General features: G+C 46.2%; 8 protein-coding genes. 6 read left to right on the forward strand and 2 right to left on the reverse strand.

The window, feature by feature from the left end; genetic code table 11:
- Positions 1-58: 58 nt before the first annotated feature.
- Both BFP72_RS02175 and BFP72_RS02180 read right to left on the reverse strand, forming a co-directional pair.
- Positions 59-1,609 (reverse strand): glycosyltransferase family 2 protein, encoded by a 1,551-nt coding sequence (locus BFP72_RS02175; RefSeq protein WP_099597545.1) that lies wholly within the window; start codon positions 1,607-1,609, stop codon positions 59-61.
- Between the two features lie 439 nt (positions 1,610-2,048).
- Positions 2,049-4,322, reverse strand: a complete 2,274-nt coding sequence (locus BFP72_RS02180) for a glycoside hydrolase family 3 N-terminal domain-containing protein (RefSeq protein WP_099597546.1) — start codon at positions 4,320-4,322, stop codon at positions 2,049-2,051.
- A 155-nt stretch (positions 4,323-4,477) separates the two neighbouring features.
- Between BFP72_RS02180 and BFP72_RS02185 the strand changes: the two genes are divergently transcribed.
- The 6 genes from BFP72_RS02185 (at position 4,478) to BFP72_RS02210 (ending at position 22,372) form a co-directional block, all read left to right on the forward strand.
- Entirely contained in the window at positions 4,478-8,608 is a 4,131-nt protein-coding gene (locus BFP72_RS02185; RefSeq protein WP_099597547.1) for a two-component regulator propeller domain-containing protein, read from the forward strand.
- Positions 8,609-8,751: 143 nt separating this feature from the next.
- Positions 8,752-12,000, forward strand: coding sequence for a TonB-dependent receptor (locus tag BFP72_RS02190; protein ID WP_221406458.1), 3,249 nt, complete (start codon positions 8,752-8,754; stop codon positions 11,998-12,000).
- Positions 12,001-12,011: 11 nt separating this feature from the next.
- Positions 12,012-13,745, forward strand: coding sequence for a RagB/SusD family nutrient uptake outer membrane protein (locus BFP72_RS02195; RefSeq protein WP_185123716.1), 1,734 nt, complete (start codon positions 12,012-12,014; stop codon positions 13,743-13,745).
- Between the two features lie 29 nt (positions 13,746-13,774).
- Entirely contained in the window at positions 13,775-14,602 is an 828-nt protein-coding gene (locus BFP72_RS02200) for a hypothetical protein (RefSeq protein WP_099597550.1), read from the forward strand.
- Between the two features lie 274 nt (positions 14,603-14,876).
- Positions 14,877-19,016, forward strand: a complete 4,140-nt coding sequence (locus BFP72_RS02205; protein WP_099597551.1) for a two-component regulator propeller domain-containing protein — start codon at positions 14,877-14,879, stop codon at positions 19,014-19,016.
- 149 nt (positions 19,017-19,165) lie between these two features.
- Positions 19,166-22,372 (forward strand): TonB-dependent receptor, encoded by a 3,207-nt coding sequence (locus BFP72_RS02210; protein ID WP_099597552.1) that lies wholly within the window; start codon positions 19,166-19,168, stop codon positions 22,370-22,372.
- Positions 22,373-22,379: the final 7 nt, after the last annotated feature.

A 22,379-nucleotide genomic window follows, 5' to 3' on the forward strand; every position in this document is an offset into this window, starting at 1 on the left:
TCAAGGGGCTTTTCATTTAAAGAGAAGACTGTTTCATACATTTCTGTTGTCTGTCATATCAAGCAGCCTTGGTCGAAAGATTTTTGTCGTAGGCGACAGTGTTCCCGTTGACGGGGAGTTCTCGCGTGAGCCAACCGCGTTTGCCTGCGGTAGCGATCGCGTAGGGAGTAATCCAGAATAACCCAAAGGTGTATAGAATACTGTACGAGTAGGCCCAAATGGACTCGGATAGCTTGTAACGAACCGCATAGAAGAACACCGAAAAACTCGAGAAGAGGAGTATACTGAAGAGTGTAGAACTTACAAACAGTAAGGGTTGTGTCGCGATGAATACGAACATTAACAATGTAAAGGGATAGGCCATCAATACTTTGAGCCACTGGTTTACGAACAGTAGTCGGGCACCTAGTTTGGAACCTTCTCTAAATGGTGTGAATACAAATTTGGACATCATGATGTTTTCACGGACATTGCTGCGTTCCCATCGGATATACATTTTGTATAGACTCGTATAGTTTTCGGGTACGTTGGTGAGTACGACGGCATTTCGTTGAAACATGACATGATAGCCTTGTTTGAGTATCATGTTGGTCATGGCCCGATCTTCTCCAATGTCTGAGGGCTGTCCCATGAAGGTCTGATTGATCCACTCAGGGAGGCAGGTCATGACGGCTTCTCTTCGGTAGGCTGCTAGTGCACCTGGGGTGCATAGCACGGATTCTAGTTGACCTTGAGCAGAACGAATAAACTCGAAACTCAATACAAAGCTCACATTGAGCATGCGTGGGATGATTGCTTTTTGGTTATTTAGTACTTGGACATTGCCTGCAACAGCTCCACATTTTTCATGCGTCACAAAGGGGCTCACAAGATTGCGTAGTGTGTCGGGCTTGACTATCGAATCACTGTCAATGGTGACGAAAACATCCCCTGTTCCGAGGTTGAATCCACGGTAAAGTGCGTGGCGTTTGCCTTTGTTTTTGGGCTGTTGGTAGATGGCTAGGCGGTCACCGAGTTGGGATTTGGCTTTTTTCATCCAGTGCCATGTATCGTCTTTGCTTCCGTCATCTATGGCGATCAGTTGGATTTTATCTTCTGGGTAGAGACTGGCAGCTATACTGATCAAAGTCTCCCATACCAGTTTGCCTTCGTTGTATGCGGGCACGATCACTGTGCAGCTCGGTAACTCATCGTCGGAGACCGAGGTTACGGGTTTGTATTGCCAGTACAAGAATAAGTTGTAGAGAAAGAATCCTCCCTTGAAGAGAAAGAGGGAGAGACTGATGGTGATGAAGATGAGCCCTCCAGTCGAATTGAGCCTTTCGAAGTGTAATTGCTCGAACTGTGGCTGCAGAATGTAAAATGTGTATGTGGCGCCAGCGAGTAGAAGAAATGTAGCCAATAGCACCAGAGGTACTTTTGGGTTTTGTTTTGCTTTTCGAATTACATTTTTCGGTTTTTTGGAGCGAGAGAAAAAGGCGTTTTGTAAGGATTGATGGTAGGTGGGGCGGAGGAATCCAAACAAACCCTGTTTTTGTTTTGAGTTTTTGGAGGAATTACCTGATCGCTTGATGGTGTTTCTCTCTTGCTTCAGCTTGATAGTATTCATAGTTATATCTTGATCGAGTACATAGTTGTATTCTCCTCCCAGATCACCGAACTCGAGCAGTGCATAGGATGAGAGTGAGTTTAGACAAAGCGTAGGTTGACAAGGAATATGCCATACTGGAATAGGTCAAAATGAGACGATTGGGAAGGGCTAGCTGTGATAGTATAGGGGCAAAGTGTGGATATTTTCCCCATCGATGGGGAGTGTGCCCCAACTTGGGGAGTGTAGGTTCTCTTGCCGAATAGGTACAAAAAAACCTTGGCTGCATGACCAAGGTTTTTGTGATTATGAATGAAAAACTAAATTCGAGGGAATATGCCCAAACGCTGCACGTGTGCGGAGCACTTGAGAGGTAAGAAGAAGTAGAGAAGTAGTCCTGCTTTTGGTTGTTAAAATCAAAAAACGAACACTAACATTCTCGTACTTCTAAGTCGTTTGCTTACTCCAGGATGAAGTTTATTTTTTGGTCTGCGACCGAAACACTAAACTCTCCAGCTTCTACTGTTTTTTCGCTCGAAGCATTGATGAATTCTAGATCTGTCGAATCGAGCGTGAACGAGATCGTTTTGGTTTCACCTGCTTTGAACTCTTCTTTGGCGAATTTCTTGAGTTTTTTGTAACTCGGTGTGACAGATGCATAAAGGTCAGAAACGAAAAGATCTACAGCCAATTTGCCATCTCGATCACTGGTGTTGGTGATGTCTATGCTGACTTTGATCTGATCATTGAGGCTGTATTTGGTCTTGTCAAGCTGGAGATTTCCGTACTCGAAGGTCGAGTAGCTGAGTCCGTATCCAAACTCCCACTGAGGGTTGTAGCCACCTCCGCCGTACGAATCTGGCACCAACTCTGTTACTTCTTCGGTTGATTTGCGATCATATAGGACTACATCTCCAGAGTATCTCGGGTAGGAGAAAGGCAATCTACCACTTGGGTTGACCTCACCGTATAGAATCTCTACAGTTGCAAGGGCTCCTTGGCTAGCTGGACGGTAGAGGTTGACGATGGCTTCTGCTCCGTCAGCGATTTTGGAAATGACCCTTGGACGACCTTGCGCGAGCAAGAGAACCACCGGTTTGCCTGTAGCATAGGCTGCTTGGACGAGTTCGATTTGATTGTCCTCTAAGTTGAGGTCATGGATGCCTCCGGGTGATTCGGCGTATGATTTTTCTCCGATAGCGAGCACGATGACATTGGCTTTGGCGGCATTCTTTTTAAGAAATGAGACACTCGTATTGGCCGGGTCTTCAAAATTATTGGTGCTGTTGGAGATGACATTGCCTGTTCCGATTTTTGCTTCAAAGGCATCTTTGAGAGTCATCGAGCCTTCAGGGAATTGGCTCTCGTCCTGACCTTGCCAAGTGTAGGACCATGAGCCATGGAGAGAACCGAGGTTGTTGGCTGCTGGTCCCATCAAGAGTACCTTGGTATCTGGGCTGAAAGGAAGCGTCTGCTTTTCGTTTTTCAATAGGGTGATGGATTCCCTTGCAGCATGGAGAGCGACTGTTTTGTAGGCCTCCAATCCAAAGTTGGCTAGGGCTTCTTGCTCAGGGTAGGCATTGTCAAACAGACCGAGGTCTGCTTTCAATTTCAATATTCTGTATACCGCCTCGTCTATACGGGCCATAGGTACTTGGCCTTCGTTGACCAATTCGACGAGATAGTCGAAAAAGGAATAGTCAACAGGTACCATACTCATGTCTATACCCGCATTGATGGCTATTTTGACCGCTTCTTTGGGTGTCGCAGCGACACGGTGTCTGCTGTGCAGACGAATGATGTCTTCCCAATCGGTGACTGCCAGCCCTTCAAACCCTAGTTCACCACGTAGGATGTCTGTCAAGTAATATTTGCTGGCATGTACAGGGATCCCATTGATTTCGCCTGAGTTGATCATCACAGTGGAGGTCCCGCTGTTGACGGCATGCTCAAACGGAGGTAGAAAAATCTCGCGCATTTGTACATCTGGGATGTATGCGGGTGTACGATCTTTTCCACTCAAAGGGACGGAGTAGCCCAAGTAGTGCTTCATACAGGATGCTACACCAGTGATTTGGTCTAGACCATCTTCTTCGTATCCTTTGATGGCTTCACTACCCATGACAGAGGATAGTACTGTTGCTTCGCCAAACATCTCCTCGAATCGAGACCATAGGGGTTGACGTGCGAGTCCCAAGGCTGGGTCGAAATTCCAACGGATGCCTGATGCACGAGTCTCTTTGGCAGTAATCTTCGCCGCTTGCTTGACCAATGCTGGATTACGTGTAGCCCCCATGCCGATGTTGTGAGGAAACAGTGTCGAGCCTTGTGTATAGGTCGTACCGTGGATTGCATCGATTCCATAGAGCACGGGGATTTTCAATTCTGTTTCTTTGGTAGCGATATCTTGAATGGTCGTCAGCAATTGGTGCCACTCTTCGATGCTCAATGGTGTCCCATTGACATTGAGGATAGAACCTACTTTTTTGTTGACGATGGCATTTTTGAGTTCGTCGAGATCCAATTGGTTGTTGGGCATGAACATACTCAGGGTGACCTGAGTCATCTGCCCCACCTTGTCTTCGACAGACATTTGCTCCATGAGAGCGGTGATTTCAGGGTCTTTATTCATGGGAGATTTAGTTTCTGTAGAGGGTTCGCATGCGCTCAGTCCGAAACCTAGCATTGCCGCGAGAGCTACTTTCTCGACATATTTTTTTGTATATTCTAACATGATGTGCAAGTTGTACTGTGTATTATTTATCAAAGCAAAGATGTCCTGCCCTCTAGCACGAGTAGAGCGGTATATATACCAAACTGCATAGGTAATTTGTGCAGGGCTATCTACTTACGGATATAAATGGAAATATTTACGGTAAAAAATGTCTTATGAGGGTATTGATGCTTGCATGTGTTGTGTGTCTGGGGATGTTGCAGTTGGCAAGGGGACAGAGAGTTGTGACAGACTATCAATTCGTATCTCCTGTTGTTGAATTGTCTCAAAATACCGTCACTTCCATCATACAAGATCACAATGGATTCTTGTGGTTGGGTACCCGTAGTGGACTCAACCAGTATGATGGGATCAATGTGAGGACGTTTATGTACGAGGAGGAAGATTCGCTCTCACTTTGCAACAATTATGTGCGTGCACTGGCATTGACTAGAGACAACAAGATTCTGGTAGGGACATTGGCTGGGGGGTATTGTGTTTATGATGAGGAGACAGAGACTTTTACTAAACTGCCTGCTTTGAAGCATCCGGATGAATTGGAGTTTGCGACAATTGCGGCCTTTTATGAAGATGAGATAGGTAATATATGGATGGGGACCGAGCGCAATGGGCTATTCATGTGGAACAAGGAGGAGCAGACTTTTCATCAATACAGACGAAACGAGAATGATGCATGGGGGATCACATCCAACCGAGTGACAGCTGTCGTAGGAGATGGACGGGGCAATATATGGGTGTCAACTTGGGGTGGGGGGCTGAATTTATATGATAGCAATACCAAGCGTTTCATCCCTTTTGTCAAAGGGGAGACCGTCACCAGCCCGAGCTCGAATATCATCCGATGTATGAGTGTGAGAAACGGAGACCTATGGCTGGGATTGGATCGTGGGGTGGACAAGGTCTCTTATGACAACAAGGGGAAGTATCGATTTGAGCATCTTGATGTCAAGAGTGACAATGGAGAGGAGCCTTTTGTCTTGACTCTCCTGATTGACAGTCAGCAGCGTCTATGGGTCGGCAGTGAGAATCATGGCGTCTGTGTGATGGACTTGGAGACGAAGGACAGACAGTGGTATGCGAGTAACTCTCGTCATCGCTATGGAATCCAAAACAATTCGATTTGGTCCTTGTGGGAGGATACCAAGGGAGTCGTATGGATTGGCACTTTTAATAGAGGGTTGTACAAATTGGATCAAGACAATTGGAAATTCCCTGTATATAAACACAATCCCTACGATCCTCATTCGCTCTCTCAGAGTGCCGTGAGTTCGTTTTGTGAGGACGAAGAAGGCAATGTCTATGTGGCTACTGATGGCAGTGGTTTAGATTATTGGGATGTCAAGGAGGACCGATTTAGGCATTATGACAAAGAAAATAATCCAGGTATGGTCGATGAGGTACTTAGCGTCATCATGGATCGCAACGACAATGTGTGGATGGGAACCTGGCAGGGGGGGGCATGGATTAAGCGCAAAGGAGACAATCGCTTTCGTGCGTTTCCTCTCAAGCATGATTTTGATCTCCAGGGAGACAAAGAAAATATCTTTGCCATTAAAGAGGATAGACAAGGTCGTATTTGGTTTTCAGTGTTTCGAGGTGGCTTGCTCATGTATGATCCAGCGAGTGGTAGCTACCAGTCGTATTCTCACGACGAACGAAACCCTGCCAGCATCAGTTCCAACTTGGTCAGGCACTTGTATCAAGATAATAAAGGGAGGTATTGGGTAGGGACCGAGGGGGCTGGACTCAATTTGCTGGAGGATCCAAATCTAGGAGGTTTTAGTTGTTTTAAGTATGATAGTGAAGACAGTACCTCACTGAGTGACAATGCCGTCCAATGTGTCCTAGAGGATGTGCAGCATAAGGTCTGGGTTGGTACTTCTCGAGGGTTAAACTCCTACGACGAAGAGACCGGTAACTTTCGTCGATTTGGAATCAAAGAGGGCTTTGCTGATGAGGTGATCCACTCGATGGAAATCGATGAGGAAGGTGTATTTTGGTTAAGTACCAACAAGGGAATTATTCGTTTTGACCCCCGTACGCTTCAAGTACGTAATTTCGATCTCAACGATGGCTTGCAAGCCATGGAGTTTTTCAAGCACTCGAGTTATCGCTTGTCCAATGGTGATTTGCTTTTCGGAGGGGTAGAGGGGTTCAATGTCATTGACCCAAGTCAAATCTCCGATGAGTTCGAAAAGCCACAGGTGTATTTGGTGGATTTCAAACTTTCTAATATCTCTATCAAAAAGCATCAAGAAGTAAAGCTGCAAGGGGATTTGATGCATTCGCCAGAGGTCGAACTGAAGTATGATCAAAACGATTTTAGTCTTGAGTTTTCCCAAATCAATTTTAGCCAAACTCAAAAAAACCAATATGCTTATCGGCTAAAAAACTATGACCAAGGGTGGCAAGAAGCAGGGAACCGTCGAGAGGCCTATTACACCAATGTGCCACCTGGAGCGTATGTTTTTGAAGTGAAGGGTACAGACAATGGAGGTACATGGAGTGACAAACAGGCTTCCATGCGGATCGTGATTCATTCTCCTTGGTATGCCAGCACCTGGGCATACATACTGTATGCATTGTTGGTGTTGGGGCTGGTGGTGTGGGTGTTTCAGGCCATGCTCAATCGAGAGAGGTTGCAAGCCAAACTCATGTTGGAGCATATGGAGTTGTCCAAAATGCAGGAATTGGATCAAATGAAATCGAGTTTTTTTGCCAATATATCACATGAGTTTCGCTCGCCGCTGACCTTGATCTTGGGCCCACTCAAGGCCATGATGGAGAAGCGGGACTTTACCAGTAGTAGCGATCAGATAGCCATGATGCTGCGTAGTGCTGAGAATCTACTCAACCTCATCAATCAGCTCTTGGAACTCTCCAAGTTGGAGTCGGGTAAGATGCGCCTAGAATTGGTGACAACAGACGTGGTGACATTTCTCAAACCCATACTGCACTCATTTAGTTCGTTGGCCAATCGAAACAATATGGCCTACGTGCTGCATATGCCAGAGTACCCTGTGGAACTGTCGTTTGACCGAGACAAACTAGAAAAAATAGTAGTCAACTTGCTGTCCAATGCCTTCAAGTATATCAATGATTTTGGTAGGGTAGAAGTGATTCTTCATGACCGGCACGATCATATCGTGATAGAAGTCAAGGATGACGGGATAGGAATCCCAGAGGAGGAACAAGACTTTATATTCAATAGGTACTACCGTGTACGAGACAATAAGAAGAAGAAAAGCAAAGGGACGGGGATAGGTCTTTCGTTGACCAAGGAGCTGGTAGAGTTGCATCATGGGCACATAGAGTTTCGCAGCAGCGAAAACGAAGGAACGAGTTTTGAGGTACACCTCTTCAAAGGGAAGGCGCAGTTTGATGCAGAGGATTTTGATGACCTGGAGGATGTGACTGTTGTGCAAAATAGAGAGAATCAAGGCAGATACGAAGCAGAAGAACCTGTGATACAGGCGGGGACGTTTGGTGAAGTTGAAGAAGAAAATAAAAAGCTACCGCTGGTACTGATCGTCGAAGACAATTCAGATATTCTCCAATACATCAAGAGTATTCTGGATTCAGAATATCGTGTGATAGAGGCCGAAGATGGCTTGCAAGGTGTAGAGCGTGCCAAAGAGCAAATTCCGGACTTGATTATTTCCGACATCATGATGCCTGGCAAGGATGGGATAGAACTGTGCAAGGACATTAAATCAGATGAAAAAACCAGTCATATCCCAGTGATTTTGCTGACGGCAAAGGCTTCCAATGAGAGTGCAGTAGATGGCTTTGAGCAAGGAGCCGATTACTACATTACCAAGCCCTTCAACCCAAAGCTCTTAAGCCTAAGGGTACGCAATGCCCTCAGTACACGAGACCATATCCGAGGGCAGCTACTCCACAAGAATACCTTCAATATCGAACCAACCAATATCAAGGTCACTTCTCGGGACGAAGAATTTATCGCCAAGGCAGTTTCGATCGTTGAAGAAAACATGTCCAATTCGGATTTTTACATTGATGATTTGAGTCGCGAGCTGGGTATGAGTCGTATGCAACTCTACCGTAAACTCAAAGGGCTCATCGGCCAGTCAGCCAATGAGTTTATCCGATCGATGCGCCTCAAGCGTGCCGAACAACTCATCCGTCAAGATGCCATGAATATCTCTGAGATTACCTATCAGGTGGGGTTCAATGATTTGCAGTATTTTAGAGACTGTTTCAAAAAACAATACGGAGTGACTCCCTCCGAATATGCACGTGAGATGACGGAGAAAATCTCATAAAACCCTGTTTGTGATCAATGAATGGGGGTATGATATGATAGCCTCCTGTAAAAGAAACAATACCCGATTGCAGTTTCTGTGAGGATTGCTGATTATTGGGATAGGATTACTAAACATAAATTACTATTACTAAATTATTACGTATGATTAGACTTAGACTATTGGACATTGAGCCGAGGAGCTTAATGAAAATGTCCTTGATGCTGATGCTGTTGCTGAGTTTTGGCGCGCATGCACAGGATGTTGTGGTGAAGGGGACGGTTACCTCTGAGATGGGAGAGACCTTGCCAGGAGTGAGTGTACTGCTCCAAGGTACTTCTACAGGTACGGTCACTGACCTAGACGGAAACTATTCGCTCAAGGTTTCTTCGGGTGAGCAAGTACTGGTTTACTCCTTTATAGGAATGCAGAAACAGGAGATCTCAGTAGGAGGTCGCACAGTGATCGATGTGATCATGCTGGATGATGTCACTGCTCTAGAGGAGGTAGTGGTAGTCGGATATGGCACCAAGAAGAAAGCTCTAGTAACGGGGGCTAATTTGAGACAAACGGGGGAGGATATCGAGGCGCTCAATACTGGGACAGCCATGGAAGCACTCCAGGGAATCACGCCCGGGGTCAGTATCGCGAGAAACAACGGGTCTCCTGGAGCAGGTACCAAAGTGACGATTCGTGGATTGGGAACCAACGGCAACTCAAACCCACTCTATGTGGTGGATGGTGTGCCAGTGGTAGATATCAATTACCTCAACCCCTCGGATATCGAATCCATCGATGTACTCAAGGACGCAGCGTCTGCTGCAATCTACGGATCTCGTGGAGCCAATGGCGTGGTTTTGGTCACGACTCGCAAAGGACAAAAAGGAGCCAAGCCACAAGTGAGTTACAATGGGTACTATGGGGTGCAAAATATCTACAAAAAACTACCTGCACTCAACGCACAAGAGTACATGTATATCATGGATGAAGGGCGAACCAATGATGGCTTGGCACCTACGGATTGGGAAGCAACCTTACAAAACAATGCTTGGTTGGAAAACAACTATCCAGGGTCAGGGACTCAACTCGGACAAGATGTATGGTCAAGGCTACAAGCAGGATGGGAAGGGACCGACTGGGTGGACGAAATCACTCAAAAAGACGCACCGATCCAAAACCATTCCATCAATATCACAGGAGCCGGGGAAAGCATGATATACTCCGTCGGTTTTTCGTATTTTGATCAAGAGGGATTGATCGGTGGAGACTTGACAGATGCGGGCTACAAGAGGTTGACGGGCCGTCTCAATACGGAGTTTAGGTTGTTTGAAGTGAATGACCGAGTAATACTGAAGATCGGAGAGAATTTAACTTATTCGAATACACAGAATCGAAGTGTTGCTACAGGCAATATTTATTGGAATGATTTGCATGATGCTTTGGTGATGAATCCGTTGACACCAGCATACTGGAATGGTTCGCCCAACGAATTTGGCTTTACCCCGACGATAGAGGGGATCGCCAATGACCAGACCAATCCGGTAGCCACATTGTTTTATAGACACAACTACCAGTACGGCAAAGGAAACAGCATCGTGGGTAATGTGTATGCGGAATTGGAGCCTATCAAAAAATTGAGGATACGCTCTTCGTTTGGGTTGAATTCTTGGTTTGGCAACAGCCGATCCTGGAGCCCAACCTATGCTCTGTCGACCCTGTATCAGAACCAAACGGATGGAGCGCAGCAAGATATGTATCAGGGAGTTACTTTTACCTGGACGACAACTGCTACTTACGAGCGTGATTTTGGAGCACACAATGTGCAACTCATGGTCGGGACCGAGCAGATCCGCAACGATATACTCAATGCCAATGTGGGAGGTAGTAAAGCGAATACGACATTTCAAGACCCAGATTACGCTTATCTAGACAATGTCAATAAACAAGATTTGACAGGGATTGACACGTGGGGTAAGGATTGGGCTGCCAATGGCGGTGGACTGTTGTCCTACATGGGGCGTTTGTCATACAATTACAACGAGAAATATCTCGTGGATTTTACCCTTCGTCGTGACGGTTCTTCCAATTTCTTGGGAGACAAGAAGTACGGAACTTTTCCTTCTGTAGCCGCTGGATGGAATTTCACAGAAGAAGATTTCATGTCAGGATTGACCTTCCTAGATCAAGGTAAATTGCGAGCGAGTTGGGGACAAAACGGAAACCAAAATGTAGACGCCTTTTTGTACCAAACCAACATAATATTCTTAGATCCAGGGTATTATTTTGGTCCCAATAAGCCTGTCAGTACACAAACTGCTATTCCAGAAAATGTCCCGAATCCTGATGTGGGATGGGAGACTTCCGAACAGATTGACATAGGCTTGGATGCGTATTTTCTAAATTCTCGTTTGTCATTGACCGTGGATTGGTACCAAAAAATGACCAAGGATTGGTTGTTGAGAGCTGCGGTGCAAGGTACAGCAGGAGCGGATGCTCCGATCATCAATGGCGGAGATGTCAAAAACTCTGGTGTCGAAATCCTCATTGGGTGGCAAGACGATATTGGTGATTTCAAATATGGAGTGACGATGAGTGGTGCTACCTTGAAAAACGAGGTGACCAAGATCAACAATGCCGAAGGGATCATTCAGGGTGAACCTAATGTGTTGTCTCAGGGGACTGCTTATGTGTCACGTATCGAAGAAGGCAAGCCGATGGGCTTCTTTTACGGCTATGAGACGGACGGGATTTTACAAAACCAGCAGGAAGTCAACGACTACAAAGGGCCTACTGATGCGCCGTATTTTGCAGATCAACGTCCAGGTGACGTTCGTTTTGTGGATCAAAACAACGATGGGGTCATTGACGAAAACGACAAAATCATGTTGGGCGATCCAATCCCTGATTTTGAGTTGGGACTTCAGCTGAACGCCGAGTTCAAAGGAGTATATGCCAACATGACCTTGACAGGTAAATTTGGCCAGCAAGTGATGCAGTCGTATCGTTCGTTTGCAGATCGATTTGATCAGAACTATACAACCGAAATCTTCGGTAGATGGCATGGAGAAGGGACTTCCGATCGATTGCCTCGATTGAGCTCTTCGTCACATCGCAACACCAACTTTATTTCGGATATCTACATGCACGATGCGGACTATGTCCGAATCAACAACCTCACGATTGGGTACAACTTTGCCCATATGATTCAAAATGCAAATTGGATCAACGGAGCGAAGGTTTATGTAGCAGTCAACAACCTCTATACTTTTACCGAATACTCTGGGATGGATCCCGAGGTTTCGTTTAGTGGTGTAGGTGGAGAAGACGATCCTACCCTATGGGCATCAGGGATCGATTTAGGACTATACCCTTTGCCACGCACTGTGATGCTGGGTGTAAATCTCACTTTCTAAAAGCTTGAATTATGAAGATTATAAATAGAATACAATATATAATAGCGGTAGTCATGCTACTGGTACTGGCGGGTTGTGATGATTCTTTTCTTGAGGCCGAAAACCGATATGGATTGAATACAGATACGTATTACAAAACGCCAGATGATATGGATGCGGCTGTGTCTGGTATATACAATGCTTTGTATGTCAATGGAGTACATAGTGATGAGCATTTGGCAGCCAATCTGCTCTCGGATCTCATGCTCGGTGGAGGTGGTCCAGACGACAAGAGTGCCAAGAATGTGGATAGTTTTCAGGATCCCAACGAGGATACGTACAAAGACCTATGGGTCGAGACCTACAAGGGGATTTTTAGAGCCAACAACATCATAGAAGGCATGGAGGTAGCCGATTTTGCACCGTACTTTGATACGGATCAGGAAGCTTTGGATTACAAAAACAAAACCTTGGGTGAGGTGTACTTCATGAGAGGGTTCTTGTTGTTTAGAGCGGCTAAGTTTTTTGGAGGAATGCCTTTGATCATGAGTAGTACTACACCACGCGATTTGCCGAGAGCGACGATACCAGAGACTTATGGTCAGATTGCCTCTGATTTGCAGAGGGCGATCGATCTGATGCCCACCGTGAGTGCAACGGCCATTCCTGTTGAGGAATATGGACATGCCAATCGCTGGGTGGCACAGGCATATCTCGCACGAGTATACTTGTTTTTTACGGGGTATATGACCAATATCGAGAAGACTGCTACGACAGAAATTACTTTGCCCGAAGGTGCAGGTACGATCACCCAAGCGGATGTAATAGCCGCTCTCAATGATTGTATTGCCAACAGTGGGTATGCCTTGGAAAGTGACTTTAGAAACCTATGGCCGTATTCTTATGTCAACGAGAGAGCGGGAGAGGTGGTATTGCCTTGGGCAGATACCGAAGGTCTTGCATGGGCTGGACAGGATGGTCCGAATGGTACCTTTGGTACAGGCAACTCGGAAGTAATGTTCTCTCTGCGCTATGCCTATGGCAACTGGGACTGGGACAAAGGACAGAGTTACAACAATCGTATTTGTTTGTTTTTTGGTATTCGAGACAACAGTATGGTGCCGTTTGGTCAAGGCTGGGGCTGGGGGACTATTCATCCGCTTCTGCTGAGTCAATGGGACAATACAGATCAACGAAAATTGGGATCGATCCTTCAATTGGGAGAAGCAGACCAAGGAACAGATGGTTATCAAGCAGACAAAGGGGATCACGAAACGGGTATGTTCAATAAGAAATACACGACCCTTCAACATGATGGGGCCGAAGGAGTCAAAGGCTTGTTTTTTTACCTCTACAACATGGTCCATGGAGATCCCTTGCAGCTCTGGGCCGCACAGGATTTCTTTTACATGAGGTTTGCAGATGTATTGTTGATGCAATCCGAATTGACCGGAGACAACACCAGTATGAACCTCGTGAGAGTGAGGGCAGGGTTGCCTACAATAGCTTATTCGCTAGATGCAATCAAAGAAGAAAGAATGCATGAATTTGCTTTTGAAGGTCTGCGTTGGTTTGACCTGGTGCGCTGGGGGGATGTCGAAAACGATGCGAATAATTTCTATTCGGATCAGGTGGATGTCAGAAATTCGGGAGTGGCTGGCAAGTACAGCGTGACCTATCGTCCAGAGACCAAGGGATTGGTTCCTGTACCAGAATCTGAAATCAGGCTGTCCAATGGGATCTATCAGCAGAATCCAGGATGGTAATCGTGAGTAGAAACTTTAAACACAGAAACATGAAATTATCGAATAATATAAAAGTGTTTGTGATGGGAGCATGGGTACTCTTGAGTGCTTGTGATCCGATCGAAGACCGAGACGAACTGAAGAATAGTTATACGCCAGATGACATAGAGTTGGAGGTGATACAGTCTACACAAGGGGGCAATGGCTTGACCATCAAAATGAATACCCCTGGTGTGATTGGGTTTTGGGATTACAACATCAACGAGTCCTATACCGATGAAGTACAGGTCAACTATCCGATACCCGGCAAGGCGACTTTTACCTACAATATAGCGACAGCATACATGCCCAATGGTAACCCTTCGGAGACCGAATACATCTCCAAGACAGTGGACGTACAGATAGATGTATTGGATCAGCCATTGCCTCAGGCATATTATGACTTGGTAGGCGATGATTTGGAAGGGAAAACGTGGGTTTTTGATGGAGTACCTGCGGATGGAGGTCTCTGGTGGTATATGTCTCCAGGTGATGATCCTTCGTCTTATGGTACAGCATGGTGGAATGCTGGAGGGTCTGGTGATGCACCTCCAGTAGATGTGTCTGGAGAGATGACGTTTGATTTAGATGGAGCGGCCAATTATACTTATAAAGAGGCTCCAGATGCTACAGGTGTTTTAGGAGGTTTTGCGTTTAATTCGGACTATAGCAAATTCATTGTCAAAGGAGATCAAAAGATTCTTGGCAATGAAGAACCTCGTGGTAATCCAGATGGAGAGTATACACTCATCAGTTTGACCTCAGATCAGATGATTTTGTATGTACCTATGAATAGTGGTGGTACAGGGTGGACTTGGGTGTTCAAACCAAAAGAGTAGAAAATAGTTTTTGATTTAGATTATAGAGGAGGGTGTCAGTCGTGATATCCTCTTTTTTGTGGCTTGTTCAGAATGGACAAAACCGAAAGGTTGAGGCTGATGTTTGCATGAACCCTCGTAGGGTGGGTTGATCCTGCCTAGAATCTGCCTCTCACAGACTAGTCTGGAGGCATGTCGCCAAGAGCGGTATATATACCAAAGTACCGTGGTAATTTGCGCAGTGACTCTGCGGAGGTTCTTATTATTGGATATATTTTCATAATATCGTATCAGCATGAAAAGATTGGGACTATACTGTATAGGCTTGTTGATGATGGGGCACGTGACGCGGGCACAGCGTGTGGTGTCTGATTATCAGTTCGTGTCTCCAGATCAAGAACTTTCCCAAAACACAGTCACGTCCATCATACAAGATCACAACGGTTTTTTGTGGTTGGGGACTCGCAGTGGACTCAACAAATACGATGGGTTCAACATGAAGACCTTCATGCGGGACGAAAAGGATAGTGCGACCATCAGTAGTAACTACGTTCGGTCACTTTATTACACTTCGGATCATCGCCTGCTTGTGGGGAGCTTGTCGGGAGGCTATAGCGTCTATGACGAAAGTACAGAGACATTCGCTCAACTCGAAGCGACCCACACCCCTGCAGAAATGGAATCTGTCTCGATCAATGCATTTTACGAAGACAGTCATCACAACATTTGGATTGCCACAGACCGCAACGGCTTGTACATGTGGGATAGCGTACTTAAAATTTTTGTACAATACCGTCACAACGAATTGGATCCGTGGGGGATCTCCTCCAATACTGTCACAGGAGTAATAGGAGACGGCCGAGGCAATCTCTGGGTGTCGACATGGGGTGGAGGGCTCAATCTTTTCAACACCAATACCAAGCGCTTTATTCACTATTTGCACGATGAGGAAGCGCTCAATTCTCCTTCGTCCAATGTCATTCGATGCCTTGTATCTGGGAGAGGAGGCGATATTTGGCTCGGAACTGATCGTGGGGTAGACCGGGTCAGCTATGACAAAAGTGGGAAGTATCGGTTTGAACATCTCGCGACGACCAATTCTCGTGGCGAGGAACCTTTTGTACTGACCATGATGGAGGATAGTCAAAACCGTCTTTGGATTGGGAGCGAAAACGACGGTATCTGCGCAGTGGATTTGGCTACCAAGCAATACGATTGGCATGCTTACGATTCCAAGAGTGAATACAGTATCAAAAACAATTCTATTTGGTCCATTTTTGAAGACAGTAAAGGGGTAATCTGGGTAGGGACGTTCAATAAGGGCCTGTTCAAACTCGACGAGAGCAACCGGAAATTCCCAGTCTACAAACACAACCCCTACGACGAGCGGACTTTGACACACAATGCCGTGAGCTCGTTTGGAGAGGACCAACAAGGCAACGTATGGATAGCGACAGATGGTGGAGGTGTGGATTATTGGGATGTGTCCCATGGAAGTTTCACCCATTATACCAAGGAAAAATACCCGCAAATGAGCGATGAGGTACTCAGTATCATGATCGATCGATACCAAAATGTGTGGGTAGGCAACTGGCAAGGAGGTGCTCTCGTGAAGCGAAAGGGAGAAGATATTTTTGAACCTTTTCCACTCCCTCATGATTTCAAACTGCAGCATGATCGGGAAAATGTCTTTTCGATCATTGAAGACCTAAACGGAAGGATTTGGTTTGCGGTATTTAGAGGGGGCTTGCTCAGGTATGACCCGTCAACTCAGACTTATACGGCCTATCTTCATGATCAAAACAATCCCGAGAGCATCAGCTCCAACGCGACACGACAAGTCTATCAAGACAGCAAAGGTCGAATCTGGGTGAGTACAGAAGGGACCGGCCTCAACATGCTTGAGGATCCTGAATCTGGAGTGTTTCGACACTACTTTCATGACAAGAATGATGCGACGACTCTGAGTGAAAACACCGTACAGTCGGTGATAGAGGATAGCAAGGGACGCATATGGGTGGGGACGTCTGGTGGACTCAATCTCTATGACGAGTCCAAGGAGACGTTTACCAAGTATGGGTACCAAGACGGATTTGCAGACGAAGTGATTCATTCGATGCAAGTCGATGATCATGGCTTGCTCTGGCTCAGTACCAACAAAGGCTTGATACGATTCGATCCCGAAGAGAAAAAGGTCCGTAACTTTGACCTAGACGATGGGCTACAGGCGCTAGAGTTTTTCAAAAATTCCAGTTACAAACTATCCTCTGGGGCTCTGTTGTTTGGGGGAGTGGACGGGTTCAATGTACTCATGCCCGATCAGATTTCTGATGAGTTTGATGAGCCTGAGATGTATATCATGGATTTCAATGTATCCAACGAGTCCATCAAAAAATCAAACGCAGATCTCCTGCAGGGAAATTTGATGGATGGAGGACAAATAGAACTTAGCTACGATCAAAATGATTTTAGCATTGAATTTTCTCAGATCAATTTCGCTCAGTCGAGCAAAAATGAATTTGCTTACCAGTTGGAGAGCTACGATCAGGAATGGCAGTTGGCGGGCAATCGTAGGGAGGCCTATTACACCAATGTGCCCGCAGGCCAATATACATTTCGGGTCAAAGGAACGGACAATGGGGGAGAGTGGTCAGGACAGGAAGCCACATTGTCTTTGGTGATTCATCCGGCATGGTATGATACTACGTGGGCCTATGTTTTGTATGCGTTGTTTGGCTTTGGGTTGTTGTTTTGGGCGTTTCAGACTATTATCAATCGGGAGCGGTTACAGTCCAAACTCATGGTCGAGCACATGGAGCTAGCCAAAATGCAAGAACTGGATCAGATGAAATCCAGTTTCTTTGCCAACATCTCACACGAGTTTCGCTCGCCACTGACTTTGCTCTTAGGCCCGCTCAAGGCCATGATGGAAAACGATACGTTTCAAAGTTCGAGGGAGCAAGTGATGATGATGCTCCGCAATGCCGAAAATTTACTCAACCTCATCAATCAACTGCTCGAACTCTCCAAATTGGAATCAGGGAAAATGAGACTGGAACTAGTGACCATCGACGTGCTGTCATTTCTGAAACCCATCATTCATTCTTTTTCTTCCTTGGCTAGCCGAAACAACATGGCTTACAAGATTGATTTCCCGAGGGGGGAGTTGTTGCTGACTTTTGACCGAGACAAGCTCGAAAAAATCATGGTCAACTTGCTCTCCAACGCTTTCAAGTACACCAACGACTATGGCCGGATCGTAGTGACGCTGAGAGAAGAAGTTGACAAAGTTGTGATCGAAGTGCAGGACGATGGGATAGGGATACCTAAGGAGGATCAGGATTACATTTTCAACAGATACTATCGCGTACGTGATCACAAAACCAAGAAAAGCAAAGGGACAGGTATAGGATTGTCACTGACCAAGGAACTGGTAGACTTGCATCATGGACACATTGGATTTAAGAGCCAAGAGAATGAGGGGACAACCTTCGAAGTGCATTTGTTCAAGGGGACAGCCTTGTTTTCCGAAGATGATTTTGTCGATGTAGACGAATCGACACATACACAGCAGGGGCGCTCCAGCATCTATGAGTTGGAGGAGGAGGTGTTCAAATCGACCTCATCCAATGATTCACTCAGTGAGGAGGAGGACGATAAGCTGCCGCTGGTGCTTGTGGTGGAGGACAACAGTGATATACGTCTCTACATCAAGAGTATATTGGAGTCAGAGTACCGAGTTGTTTTGGCTGAAAATGGTCAAGAGGGAATCGTCACTGCCAAGGAGCAAATTCCAGACTTGATTATTTCTGATGTGATGATGCCAGAGAAAGACGGGTTTGAGGTCTGCCAAGAAATCAAGCAAGATGTCAAAACCAGCCATATCCCCGTGATCCTGTTGACGGCCAAAGCCTCCAACAACAGTGCGCTCAATGGGTTTGAGATTGGGGCAGACTACTACATCACCAAACCCTTCAATCCTAAGCTACTAAGCCTACGTGTCCGCAATGCCCTCCATACACGAGATCAAATCAGAGGGCAGCTGCAAAACAAAAGTACGTTCAATATTGAGCCTAAAAACGTCGTGATCGCCTCCAAAGAAGAAGAGTTCATCACCAAAGCGGTGGCTATTATCGAAAAGAATATTTCTAATTCCGAATTTTATGTGGATGATCTTGGGAAAGAACTCGGCATGAGTCGCATGCAACTCTACCGTAAGCTCAAGGGACTCATTGGTCAATCGGCCAATGAATTCATCCGATCCATTCGACTCAAACGAGCTGCACAGCTTATTCGCCAGGACCAGCTCAACATCTCTGAGATCACCTACCAAGTAGGGTTCAACGATCTACAGTATTTCCGTGATTGTTTCAAAAAACAATACGGGGTAAATCCCTCCGAATATGCGAGTGATGTAACAGAAAAAACACATTAAAACGCCTCTCTGTGAGTGTTTTATGGGTATGTGTGAAAATTACCCCATCCGTTTGTGAGAAATCCCTTGCGCATAACTGTGCCGTAAAGTGGAAGTTTGGTACATGATTATTACTAAAATCTTTTACTAATTATTTAATTCTAAATAGCATGATTAAACTTAGACTACATGAATTTAAGTTGAGAGACTTAATGAAAGTCGCATTGATGCTAGTGGCGCTGATTAGCTTCAGCGCCCATGCACAAGATCGATCCGTCAGCGGAACGGTGACTTCTACAGCTGGTGATGAACTGCCAGGGGTAAGTGTATTGATCAAAGGAACAACCAACGGTACAGTGACCAATGCGTCAGGTGAGTACACGTTGAGTGTAGGTTCTGGAGACGTGACCTTGGTGTATTCCTTTATAGGGATGAAGCAGCAGGAAGCAACGGTCGGTAGTCGATCGGTGATTGATATCTCACTCGAAGAGGATGTAGCATCGCTCCAAGAGGTGATTGTGACGGGGTATTCATCAGAGTCTCGTGCCAAAGTTACCAGTGCTGTATCTTCACTCGATACACAGGAGGCCATGAAGGTGCCCGTGACCAACGCTGCGGAGGCATTTCAAGGCAGAATGTCTGGTGTCAATGTTGTATCTGGAGCACAACCAGGAGACGCGCCGATTGTGAGGATCAGAGGGTATAGCTCTACAGGCAACAATGACCCTCTCTATATAGTAGATGGTGTACAACTGGTCTCGTCTGGGGCTCTCAACGACATCAACCCAGGAGACATTGAGAGTGTCAATGTCCTCAAGGATGCAGCGGCCGCTTCGATCTATGGGGCGAGAGCTTCCAATGGTGTAGTCGTGATCACTACCCGTCAGGGCAAGGTCTCAGACAAGCCGACTTTTACTTTTGATGCGTACTATGGTGTGCAGCAGCCGACGAATATGCCGGAGATGGTCAACTCCCAGGAGTTTGGCGAGATTATCTATCAGACAGGTGTCAACGATGGAGTAGCATCACCAGGGCATCCTCAGTTTACGGGAGCAGACCAGCCTGTACTCAATGAGTATTTGGGAGGTGACCCGAGTCAGCCCTATGATTTTGATACCAACCGTGTGACCAAATCGAGTGACGGTACGGATTGGTTTGACGAGATCTTTGATCCAGCTCCTATCCAAAATTATTATATCAGTGCCAACGGAGGCAATGCCAATGGGCGTTACATGATGTCTGCAGGCTACTTCAACCGTCAGGGGACGTTGCATGGCACAGGGTATCAGCGATACACGACGCGAGTCAATACTTCATTCAACTTGAGTGATAAACTCAGAGTAGGAGAGCATTTCAATATTGCCTATTCGGAACAGAACCCAATGCCGTCACAGTTCAACGATGACAACCCGATCAACAATGCCTATAGAAACAGTGTATTGCTACCGATCTATGACGAAGGCGGCAACTATGCCGGCGCAGGCGCAGGGTCAGGATTGGGCAACTCACGTGGCTCTTTCTCAGAATTGGATAGAGCACAGCGTGGAGGGGATGTCAACTCAGGGATCCGATTTTATGGAGATGCATACCTCGAGTATGACATCATCAAAGACCTGACGGCTCGCTCTTCGATAGGGGTGACCTATCTCGATGCACGCAACAAGAGCTTCCAGTGGTTGAATCCAGAGCACAGTGAGCCACGATCCATCAACAGTCTGACAGAGACCAATGGACAAGGTGTGAGCTGGGTATGGTCCAACACTCTGAACTATGAAAAAACCATCGGGAACGGACACAACTTAGGTATCCTCGTCGGTACAGAGGCAGTCAAAAATATTTTCAAACAGACACAAGTTCAGCAAGATGATTTCATGTTTGAGACTGCCGACTTCTTTGTGATGGGAGCAGGAACTGGGGCAACCAATATCATTCAAAATAATAGTTTTGACGTGACCAATTCGTTGTTTTCTGTTTTTGGACAAGTGCGGTACGATTACAACGGCAAGTATCTCTTGAGTGCTACGTTGAGAAACGATCGATCTTCACGATTTGCCAAAGGAAACAATTCAGGGATATTTCCTGCAGTGAGTGCTGGATGGGTCATCAGTGAAGAGAGTTTTCTCTCCGGTTCGAATACCCTTTCGTTCTTGAAATTGAGAGCCTCTTACGGACAAATGGGAAACCAGTCTATACCAGTAGCCAATCCGACGGTCAGTATATCTGCGCTCAACGACCAAAATGCTTTCTATACCTTCACAGGGACAGGGCTCGACGTAGGGGCAGCGGTATCTTCTTTGGGTAATGAGGACCTGACTTGGGAGACTTCGTCGCAGTTCAACGTAGGTACTGACTTTGGCTTCTTGGACAATACGTTGACCTTGACGGTTGAGTATTTCAACATCGATACCCAAGACATGCTGTTGAATCCTCCATTGCCATCGACAGGTTCGATTGCAGCACCACCGTACCAAAACATCGGAGAGATGAATAACCACGGATTTGAGTTCGAATTGGGGTATGCCAATGAGGCCATGGGAGGTGACTTGAGATACAACATCTCGGCCAACTTGTCTACATACAAAAACGAAGTGACCAAAATCGCTGCTGCAGAAGGGACTTCATTCGTAGGAGCTAGTCAGCGGGGATATACTTTCACTCGGACCAACGAAGGCAATCCAGTTTCTCACTTTTATGGGAGAGAAGTAGAGGGGATCTTTCAAGACGCTGCGGAAGTCGGAGCACATGCGGATCAGGGATTTGTGACTGATGCGGATGGGGTTGGGAGATTCAAGTACAAGGATATCAACGACGATGGAGTGATCAATGATGATGACCGTACCGTACTAGGTTCACCACACCCAGATTTTATTTTTGGATTCAATGCCAACATCGCATACAAAGCTTTTGACTTGTCGGTCTTTTTCAATGGATCACAAGGCAACGAGATCTACAATTACACCAAATTCTTTACAGACTTCCCGTCTTTCCCAGATGGTGCGCGTAGTACGAGAGTGCTGGATGCTTGGTCACCTACCAATACCGGAGGAAGCCTGCCACAGCTGAGCGATACGTATACTGTGTCCAATCAGGAAAATGGTGTGAACAGCTACTTTGTCGAAGATGGATCATACGTGCGGTTGAAAAACGTGCAGTTGGGTTACACACTGCCCAAAACAGCACTGTCCAAAGTAGGGATTGCTAGCGCGAGAATTTACGTACAGGGCACAAACCTCTTGACGTTTACGGGGTATGATGGACTCGATCCAGAAATAGGTGCAATCACCAATGATGCTACCCAAAACCTCAATATGGGGGTAGATTTCGGGAGCTTCCCCGTGGCGAGAACTTTCACCGCAGGTGTCAGCATCGATTTTTAATCTCTAA

Origin of the sequence: Reichenbachiella sp. 5M10, from assembly GCF_002742335.1 — a bacterium.
Classification (GTDB): domain Bacteria; phylum Bacteroidota; class Bacteroidia; order Cytophagales; family Cyclobacteriaceae; genus Reichenbachiella.